This is a genomic window from Brevibacterium sanguinis, assembly GCF_039528855.1.
Taxonomy (GTDB): domain Bacteria; phylum Actinomycetota; class Actinomycetes; order Actinomycetales; family Brevibacteriaceae; genus Brevibacterium; species Brevibacterium sanguinis.
In genome coordinates, this window is sequence record NZ_BAAAMB010000008.1 from 233,948 (window position 1) to 243,098 (window position 9,151).

Consider the following 9,151-nt stretch of genomic DNA (forward strand, 5'->3'; position numbering starts at 1 on the left):
CTCAGCTTTCGTCGGAGGGGTCAGAGGAGGTGGAATCGGCGGCTGCGGCCGTACGGAAGCGGATGCGCACCCCCGGGGGCAGCTGCGCGGCGAGGTCGGTGTCGTCGACGCTGGCGATGATCGGATAGCCCCCGGTGAGCGGATGGTCGGGCCCGAAGAGCACCGGTTGGCCGTTCGGCGGGACCTGCAGGGCACCGGTCACCGCGCCTTCGCTCGGCAGCTCACCGGTCCGCGCCCGCTCGAGCGGCACCTCCCCGGCCAGCCGCAGACCGACCCGATCCGATTCGTGCGTGACCGTCCACTCCTGCGTGAGCAGGGTGTCGATGCCGGCAGACGTGAACCAGTCGTCCCGCGGACCGAGGGCGACCGTGAGCTCGACGAGGTCACCCGGTGCCGGCAGAACCCGATCCGCGCCGAGGCGGGGCCCGGGATCGACGAGATGCGGGGCCGTGACCGGATCGCCCAGGTCGATCGTGTCCCCGGCCGTGAGTGCGGCGGGCCCGAGGTGGGCGAGCGTGTCCGCCGAGGCGCTGCCGAGCGCCGTGTCCGCGATGATCCCGCCGCGGACGGCCAGGTAGCGACGCGCACCCGTCTCGGTCGGCCCGAGCTCGAGTATGTCCCCGTCGACGAGGGAGAACGCCTCGCCGAGGCGGTGGCGGAACACCGTTGTGTCAGCGGCGGTCACGGTGATCGGGCCGCCGGCGCCGGTGACCGCGGCGACCCCGTCACCGGTGACGCGCAGGCTGACCCTGCCGCCGAAGCTCTCGAGGACCGCGGCGGACTCGGCGTTGCCGACGAGGCGGTTGGCATCGACGAGGGCGGAACGGTCGGCGGCTCCCGCGCTCGATGCGCCCATCGATGCGAACCCGGGGCGCCCGAGGTCTTCGATGAGGAGCTGGAGGCCCGGCTCGATGACGGTGAGGAAGTGGGACGCTGAGGACTCCGCCGCGGACGTCTCCTCCGAGGACGGCGCCTCCGCCGACGCAGGCGCCTCCGCCGCTCGCGCGCTCGCTCTCCCGGCGTCGACGAACGTCACGATGGTCCCGGGCACGAAGAGCGCCGGGGGCTGCCGGTCGAGGTCCCAGAGGATGGCATCGGTGTGGCCGATGAGCTGCCATCCGCCGGGGGAGGCCCGGGGGTAGACCCCGGTGAACTCCCCGGCGAGGCCGACCGCCCCGACGGGCACGCGGGTGCGCGGAGACGACCGGCGGGGCACGTCGAAGAGCGGGTCGTCGCCGGCGAGGTACCCGAACCCGGGGGCGAACCCGGAGAACGCGACCTCCCAGCGGGCGCGCTGGTGGCGGGCGACCACCTCGGCGGGGGAGACGCCGAGGAGGTCAGCCACCTCGGCGAGGTCCTCACCGTCGTAGCGGACGTCGATGGTCACGGTGCGCCCGGACCCGGTCGCGGAGTCGGTGACGTCGAGTCCGGAGATGGCCTCCTCGAGGGCCGGCGCCGAGGTGCGGGCCGGGTCGAAGCGGATGAGCACGGTCCGCGCGGCGGGCACGAGTTCGACGACGCCGGGCAGCGCCGCCGTCTCGAGGGCATGGTTGAGCTGCATCGATGCGGCGAGGTCGGCGGATTCGACGAGGAGATGCCGGCGGGAGGCGGTGCGGAAGACGGTCACTGGCGGTAGTCGCTTTCGGGGGCGTCGGTGATGAACATCCGCCCGGGGGAGTGGGTGAGGGCGAACGGCGGGGCGGATTCGGCGATCGCGACCTGCGGGGTCACCCCGCACGCCCAGAACACGGGGACGTCGCCGTCCTCGATGACGGGCGGGTCGCCGAAGTCGGGGGCGTCGAGATCGCGGATCCCGAGGGCCGCCGGGTCGCCGATGTGGACGGGAGCCCCATGGACGGCGGGGAAGCGGTCGGTAATGCGGACCGCCTCGGCGACCTGTGCGGCGGGGATCGGCCGGAGCGAGACGACCATGTCCCCGGAGATCCGCCCGGCGGGCCGGCACGCGGTCGACGTGCGGTACATCGGCACGTTGCGCCCGGCCTCCTGGTGGCGGATGGGGATGTCGGTCCGTGCGAGGTCGGCCTCGAATGTGAAGCTGCAGCCGATGAGGAACGACACGAGGTCCGGGTGGTCGGCGAAGACGGACGAGGCGTCGTCGACCTCGGCGGTCAGTTGCCCGTCCTCCCACACCCGGTAGCGGGGAAGGTCGGTGCGCAGATCGCTGCCGGCAGCCAGCGCCGATTCGACTCGGCCGGGCTCGAGGACGTCGATGACCGGGCACGGCTTCGGGTTGCGCTGGGCGAAGAGGAGGACGTCGAAGGCCCAGTCGGCGGGCACGGCGATGAGGTTGGCCTGGACGAGCCCGGATGCCATCCCCGAGGTGGGGCCGGTGAAACCGGCACGGATGCGGGCGCGGGCCGCGACCCCGGCCGCCGCCCCGGCCGACGTCTCCGCCGGTGTCGAGGGAGGTGCCCCGGCCGCCGCCCCTGCCGGTGTCACGGCTGTGCTCCGACGAACGGGGCGATGCTCACCCCGGCGTCGGTGAGGATGTCGCGGGAGGCCTGGGCCATCTCGATCGAGCCGCGGGAATCCCCGTGGAAGCAGATCGACTGCGCGTCGACGGTGATCGTCGACCCGTCGATCGCTTCGATCTCCCCGGTCTCGACGAGGCGCAGCACGCGGGCGGCGACGAGCGCCGGATCGTCGAGGACGGCCCCTGACTCGGTGCGGGAGACGAGCGAGCCGTCGGGATTGTAGGCGCGGTCGGCGAAGGCCTCGGCGGCCACGGTCAGTCCCGCCTCGGCGGCGATCCGGTTGGCGACGCTGCCGGCGAGGCCGAGGAGGACGAGGCTCGGATCGACGGCCCTGACGGCGGCGGCGACGACACGGGCCTGGGCTTCGTCGTGGACGATCGTGTTGTAGAGACCGCCGTGGGGTTTGACGTAGCGGACACGGCCGCCGACGGCCGTGGCCAGTCCGATGAGGGCGCCGATCTGGTACTCGACCTGGGCCTGCAGGGTCGCTGCGGGCACGTCCATGGGGCGCCTGCCGAAACCCTCGTAGTCGTCGTAGCCGGGATGGGCGCCGATGATGACGCCGCGGTCGGTCGCCTCGGCGACGGTGTGCTTGATCCCTTCGGGACTGCCCGCATGGAACCCGCACGAGACGTTCGCGCTGGTGACGATGCCGAGCATCGCATCGTCGTCGCTGACGATCCGGTCGGGGACGTTCTCCCCGAGGTCGGAGTTGAGGTCGATGGTCGTCATATCAGGCTCCTATTCCGATCATGGCGAAGATGGGGCCGATCGACTGAACGGCCATGTACCAGGTGAGCAGGGTCGCCGCCGTGCCGATGACGAGCAGCCACTTGGGGTAGGAATCCGTGCGCAGCAGCTGCGGGCGGAACCAGCCGATGTACATGAAGATCGTCAGACCGATCGGGAGGATGAGGCCGTTGAAGCCGCCGACGAAGACGAGCAGGGTCGCCGGTGCCGTGCCGACGATGAGGTAGACGACGAGGGAGACGACGATGAAGGCCACGGTCGCCAGCTGCAGCGGCCAGCCGCCGCCGAGGCGCTTCGAGAACGCGGAGAGGAACGTCGCCGAGGTGTAGGCCGCCCCGATGACCGAGCTCAGTGCCGCGGCCCAGAAGATCGCCCCGAAGATCCGGATGCCCGCATCGCCGAGGACCGCGGCGAAGGCCTGACCGGCGGGGTTGGCGACCTGGCTCTCGATGTCGAGGACGACCCCGGAGGCGACGACGCCGAGGATCGCGAGGAAGAGGACGTAGCGCATGATGCCGGTGACGACGATGCCCGAGAGCGCCGAGCGCATCACCGACGGCGCGTTCTCCGGTCCGGTCTTGCCCGAGTCGAGGTAGCGGTGGGCCCCGGAGTACGTGATGTAGCCGCCGACGGTGCCGCCGACGATCGTCGTCACGGTCGCGAAGTTGATCGAGTCGGGCAGGACGCTCTGGCGCAGGGCCTCGCCGACGGGCGGCTGGGAGACGATGGCGACGATGACGGTGAGGACGATCATCCCGACGCCGAGGACGAGGACGACGGCGTCGACGACCTTGCCGGCGCGTTTGAAGAGGAAGATGCCGATCGCGAGCACGCCGGTGAGCAGCCCGCCGAGCTTCGGGTCGATCCCGAGCAGCGCGTTGAGGCCGAGCCCGCCGCCGGCGATGTTGCCGATGTTGAAGGCGAGTCCGCCGACGACGATGAGGATCGAGAGGACGATGCCGGAGCCGGGCACCGCGGAGGAGGCGAGCTGCGCGGCGCGCTTGCCCGACGAGGTGATCATCCGCCAGATGTTGAGCTGGATGGCGATGTCGATGAGGATCGAGACGAGGATCGCGAATGCGAACGCCGCCCCCATCTGCGCGGTGAACGTCGCGGTCTGGGTGATGAAGCCCGGTCCGATCGCCGAGGTGGCCATGAGGAAGATCGCCCCGACGATCGCGCTGCGGCTGATCGCGGACTTCGTCGCCGCCGCGGCCGAGTCCGTCTGTGCGGTCGTGAGCAGGTGGGCCGATTCGGTGCTCTGCTGCGCTGGCCGGGGATCGGGACCTGGACCGGGATCCGGCGACGGGGACCCTGATGACTGTGACATGCGTTCTCCACGGTGAGTTCGAAGGCGGTTCCGGATCGCGCGCAGAAGCCGACTGCTGTGTCGTGCCCCACAGGTTCACCGAATATTGGTAAACAATGTAGCACCGATTGTTCAACAAGAATAGACGTGCGTCACAATTCGGGCGCCGAGGTTGTCGTGCACTCGGCCGCGCCTGTGTGGCTGTGCGGTGAGGTGAGTGACTACGATGGTGGTGTGAATCACGAATCGTCCCTGGTCAATCGCCTCACCGATCGCCTCATCGCAGGCTCGCTCCGACCCGGGACGCGCCTGTCCGAAGCGGCGCTGGCCAAGGAGTTCGACGTCTCGCGCAACACGCTGCGCGAGGCGTTCCGGGTCCTCGGCGAACAGGGGCTCATCGACCACGTCCCCAACCGCGGGGTCTCCGTCGCGTCGCCGAGCACCGCCGATGTCATCGACATCTACCGCGTCCGCCGCGCGGTCGAGTGCACCGTGCTCGCCCATGCGCCCCGCGCACACCCGGCCGGTGCGCGCATGCTCCGGGCGATCGAGGAGGCGAAGGCCGCGGCCGAGGCCGGCGACTGGCTGCAGGTGGGAACGTCGAACATGGAGTTCCACAACGGCGTCGTCGCGCTCTCGGACAGCGTGCGGCTCATGCGCTCGTTCGGCAATGTCCTCGCCGAGCTGCGGCTGGCCTTCCTCAAGGTCGAACTCCTCGACTTCCTCCACGCGCCGTTCGTCGAGCGCAACGAGGAGGTCTACGATGCCTACGTCAACGACAGCCCGGCCCAGGCGGCTGCGCTGCTCGGCACCTACCTCGGCGATTCCGAGCGGCAGGTCCTCGGCGCCTACGCCCGCGCCGGCCAGGGGTGAGTCGAAGCTGAGGCGGCGTGGGTGACGTGCCCCTGCTGGGGTGAGCCGCGGCTCTTGGGGTGAGCGGTGCGGGCAGTGGTGGGATGCGGCTGAGGCGGCGTGCGCGACGCGCCCGGCTCCCTGTCGGCCAGAAGTCGATATGCGTTCGACCAGTCGCCGGCATTTCGATTTTTCGCCTGCGGTGTCGGGCGCTCATGTACTTCTCGCCGGCACCACCACCTTTCGCCGACGCCCGCACTTTCCGCGAACACCTCGCATTTGCCGACACCACCACTTTTCGCACGCGCCGCCACCTTTTGCAGTCGCCACCACCTTTCGCCGCCACCTCGCGGCCGCGCACAGGCGCTCCCGACATCCCTGTCGCCGCCCCCACCCCTTGACATTGAATATATTGAATACTATTAATTGACGTGTCAGGGATCACAGCGAAGTGATCGGCCCCGTGGTTCGCAGCTGAACCCGGGCGCCGACCGAAGAGAGGAGCGGCCCGATGAGACCATTGGTGCAGCGACTGGGATACGTCACGGTGGAGTCAGCGGACCCCGAGGGGCTCGCGCAGGACACCGCCGACAAGATCGGCGCGCGCGTCGTCGAGAGGGCCGAGGACGGAACGATCCTCATGTCCTCCAACCAGCGCCATGCCGAGTACATCATCAAGCAGGCCGACGGGAACCGGCACGCGCAGTGCGGTCTCGAGGCCGTCAGCGCCGATGCGATCGACGAGGTCAGGCGCCGCTGCGAGGAAGGCGGGCTCGAGGTGCTGACGACGACGCCGTCATCGGAGGCGATCGAGAAGTCGGTGACCTTCGTGACCTCCGAGAGCCACGTCTTCGAAGTCCACACGCCGATGCGCCATGATCGGGCGCTGCGGTACAAGGGACCGGGCATGCGCCCCAAGGGCCTCGACCACGTCAACTTCACCGCCGCCGACCCCGAGCGCTGGACGCACGAGATGAACGTCTCGTGCGGCTTCCTCCTCAGTGAGCGCAGCACCGGGCATGAGATCGCGTGGCTGCGCGGGGCCGACGGACGGCACCACACGGTGGCGATCGTCGCCAGCGATGTCGGCGGCCTCCATCACACGAGCTGGGAGTTCAACAGCTTCCAGGACTTCCGCGGGATCGCCGATTCGCTCATTCCCGACGAACGGCGCCTGACGTGGGGTCCGGGTCGTCACGGGGCCGGCGACAACCTCTTCATGTACTTCACGAACTCCTCGGACTTCCTCATCGAATGCATCGCGGAGATGGAGGTCATCGACGACATCTACGCGGAGCCGCGGGTCGTCGACCCCGGCGAGAACCTCTCGAACTGGAAGCTCGTCGACCTCTGGGGATCACGGCCGCCGATCGAGTGGGTCGAACAGAACACCGCGCTCGCCCCCGAATCGAGTTTCCCCGCCTGAACCCGGAAGGACCGTGATCGACATGGAACTGACGAGCATGGACTGGGGCATCGCCGGACTGCGGGTGATCCTCGCCGCCATCCTCTTCGCCCACTCGACGCAGAAGCTGTGCGGATGGTTCTCGGGATCGGGACCCGTCGCGACAGCGGGACTCTTCGAGAAGCTCGGGCAGCGGCCGGGCCACGTCATGGTCCGGGTCGCCTCGGTGTTCGAGCTCATCGCCGCGGTCAGCCTGCTGCTCGGCCTGCTCACTCCGATCGGGCTGGGACTGGCGGTCGCGACGATGATCGTCGCCGGATCCGCGCTCAGCGCAGTGAGCGGCAAATTCTGGAATGCGCTGGGCGGGGGCGAATACCCCTTCTTCATCGCCGCGGTCGTCGCTATGCTCGGGATCACAGGACAGGGCGCCCTTTCGCTTGACGCGGTGCTCATGCCGCAGATCGCTGCCCTCTACCCGGTCGTTCTGCCGGGGGCGATCGTCGTCGGCATCCTCGGTGCGATTCCCATGGTCATCCGCACGAGACGTGCGGTCCGCGACGCCGAGGCGGGGGCCGAGTCATAGACGACAGCAGATCGGCGGTCCTCACAGTGGGGCCGGCACAGACACGAACCAACAAGCAGCAGCACCGAAGACACGAAGGAGACTGACAATGCCACTCATCGGATATCTCGACAACGGGGTCCGCCACATCGGCGAGGTCCGCGGGGACGACGTCTACCCCATCGGCACCGTCGAGGCGTTCTACGCGGGGGAGGTCGATGCCCCCGCCGAGGATGCCGCACCGATCGCGCGTGCCGAACTCACCGAAGCCCCGTTCGTGCCGGAGACCTCACGGGTCTTCTGCGTGGGCATCAACTATCATAGCCATGCCGAGGAATCGAAGCGCGGCGCCGGCCAGGATCTGCCGAAGTTCCCGATGATCTTCGGCCGGTGGGAGTCGACGCTCGTCACCGACGGCACGACGGTGCCGGTCCCGGCGAACGAGGGGCTCGACTGGGAGGTCGAACTCGCCTTCGTCATGAAGGACACGGTGTGGATGGCCGACAAGGAGACCGCCCGCAGCCACGTGCTCGGCTACACCGCGTTCAACGACATCAGTGCGCGACAGAAGCAGCTCGCGACGACGCAGTTCACACTCGGCAAGAATGCCGACCGCTCGGGTCCGATCGGTCCCGAGCTCTACCGGCCCGACGAGATCGGCGACGTCGACAATCTCACCGTGACGACGACCGTCAACGGCGAGGTGATGCAGAACGGCAATACACGCGACCTCATCTTCAAGATCGAGGATCTCATCGCCTACATCACCGATACCGTGACGATGCTGCCCGGCGATGTCGTGGCGACCGGCACGCCCGGGGGAGTGGGGCTCGGCCTCACCCCGCCGAGGTACCTCGGACCCGGTGACGTCGTCGAAGTCGAGGTCGAATCGATCGGGAAGCTGCGCAACGAGATCGTCGAGCACTCCTGAGGTCGGGGGCGGGGCCGCGGCGTCGCTGTCGGCGGCGACCGCGTCCCCGCTTCCGTACAATGCAAGGGCGGCACGTGCCATGGCGGTGCGTGCGGAGACGATGATGGAGGGCGCATGGCGCGGGAGATGAATGTGCAGGTGAGTGCGGGCAGCGGACGGTCACGGGCCGTCGAGGTGGCTGACCTCCTTGCGCAGCGGTCCCAGAAGGCCGACCCCAATACGCATCTGGGGACGAAGCAGAGCCTGTGCAAGGAGATCGGGGTGGCACCGGGCACCCTCAACGAGTCGCTGCGCATGCTCGAGGCGCAGGGTCTCATCACGATGCGCACCGGCCCGGGCGGCGGAGTGTTCTCCGCTGAGCCCGATCCGTTCGTCCACATCGGCCAGGCGATGATCCGCGTCCGCGACGATGCGCGGTCGGTGGCCCAGTCCGCCGTGGTGAGGAATGCGCTCGAGCCGGAGGTCGTGCTCGATGCCGCACTCAACCGGACCGAGGAGGACCTTGCGCGCCTCCGCGAGCGCATGCGGGTCATCGAGGCGAAGGTCGATGAGGACCTCGGTCTCGCGCACGCGATCTGGGATTTCCACCGGGCGGTCTATGCCGCCGCGGACAACGAGGTCCTCGCCTCGATCTGCCGTGGCCTGCTCGACCACATCGCCGGCCACGCCGAGGCGATCCTGCCGAAGACTCCGGCACAGAAGCGGACCCGTGTCGAGGGTCATCGTGCGCTGCTGACGGCGATCGAATCCGGTGACCCCGACGCGGTCGCCGAGGCGATGGAGCTCCACGAGGAGGCGCACCGCTGACGGCCCGCCGGTCGCCAATGCGAAGAACCGCCGTTCGGAT

9 protein-coding genes are annotated in these 9,151 nt (G+C 69.2%); 5 read left to right on the forward strand and 4 right to left on the reverse strand.

Features of this window, described 5'->3' with window-relative positions; all coding sequences use genetic code 11:
- Position 1: 1 nt before the first annotated feature.
- From ABD154_RS10185 to ABD154_RS10200, 4 genes are read right to left on the reverse strand one after another with little or no spacing between them, the layout of a single operon-like run.
- Positions 2-1,627, reverse strand: coding sequence for a 5-oxoprolinase subunit B/C family protein (locus ABD154_RS10185; protein WP_211978949.1), 1,626 nt, complete (start codon positions 1,625-1,627; stop codon positions 2-4).
- Positions 1,624-2,460 carry a putative hydro-lyase gene (locus tag ABD154_RS10190; RefSeq protein WP_211978950.1) on the reverse strand — a complete coding sequence of 279 codons (837 nt, stop codon included), beginning with the start codon at positions 2,458-2,460 and terminating at the stop codon, positions 1,624-1,626. Before ABD154_RS10190 ends, ABD154_RS10185 begins: the two co-directional genes overlap by 4 nt.
- Complete coding sequence (locus ABD154_RS10195; protein WP_211978951.1) at positions 2,457-3,227, reverse strand: LamB/YcsF family protein; 771 nt, start codon at positions 3,225-3,227, stop codon at positions 2,457-2,459. The genes ABD154_RS10190 and ABD154_RS10195 overlap by 4 nt, the downstream gene beginning before the upstream one ends.
- 1 nt (position 3,228) lies before the next feature.
- Positions 3,229-4,575, reverse strand: coding sequence for an NRAMP family divalent metal transporter (locus tag ABD154_RS10200; RefSeq protein WP_249121037.1), 1,347 nt, complete (start codon positions 4,573-4,575; stop codon positions 3,229-3,231).
- A gap of 213 nt (positions 4,576-4,788) precedes the next feature.
- Between ABD154_RS10200 and ABD154_RS10205 the strand changes: the two genes are divergently transcribed.
- The 5 genes from ABD154_RS10205 to ABD154_RS10225 all read left to right on the forward strand — a co-directional run bounded on the left by ABD154_RS10205 (position 4,789) and on the right by ABD154_RS10225 (position 9,111).
- Positions 4,789-5,427, forward strand: a complete 639-nt coding sequence (locus ABD154_RS10205) for a GntR family transcriptional regulator (RefSeq protein WP_198499267.1) — start codon at positions 4,789-4,791, stop codon at positions 5,425-5,427.
- Positions 5,428-5,917: 490 nt separating this feature from the next.
- Positions 5,918-6,832 carry a VOC family protein gene (locus ABD154_RS10210; RefSeq protein ID WP_211978952.1) on the forward strand — a complete coding sequence of 305 codons (915 nt, stop codon included), beginning with the start codon at positions 5,918-5,920 and terminating at the stop codon, positions 6,830-6,832.
- A gap of 22 nt (positions 6,833-6,854) precedes the next feature.
- Positions 6,855-7,394 (forward strand): DoxX family protein, encoded by a 540-nt coding sequence (locus ABD154_RS10215; RefSeq protein ID WP_211978953.1) that lies wholly within the window; start codon positions 6,855-6,857, stop codon positions 7,392-7,394.
- 88 nt (positions 7,395-7,482) lie between these two features.
- Positions 7,483-8,304, forward strand: a complete 822-nt coding sequence (locus ABD154_RS10220) for a fumarylacetoacetate hydrolase family protein (protein ID WP_211978954.1) — start codon at positions 7,483-7,485, stop codon at positions 8,302-8,304.
- A gap of 114 nt (positions 8,305-8,418) precedes the next feature.
- Positions 8,419-9,111 carry a FadR/GntR family transcriptional regulator gene (locus ABD154_RS10225; protein WP_211978955.1) on the forward strand — a complete coding sequence of 231 codons (693 nt, stop codon included), beginning with the start codon at positions 8,419-8,421 and terminating at the stop codon, positions 9,109-9,111.
- Positions 9,112-9,151: the final 40 nt, after the last annotated feature.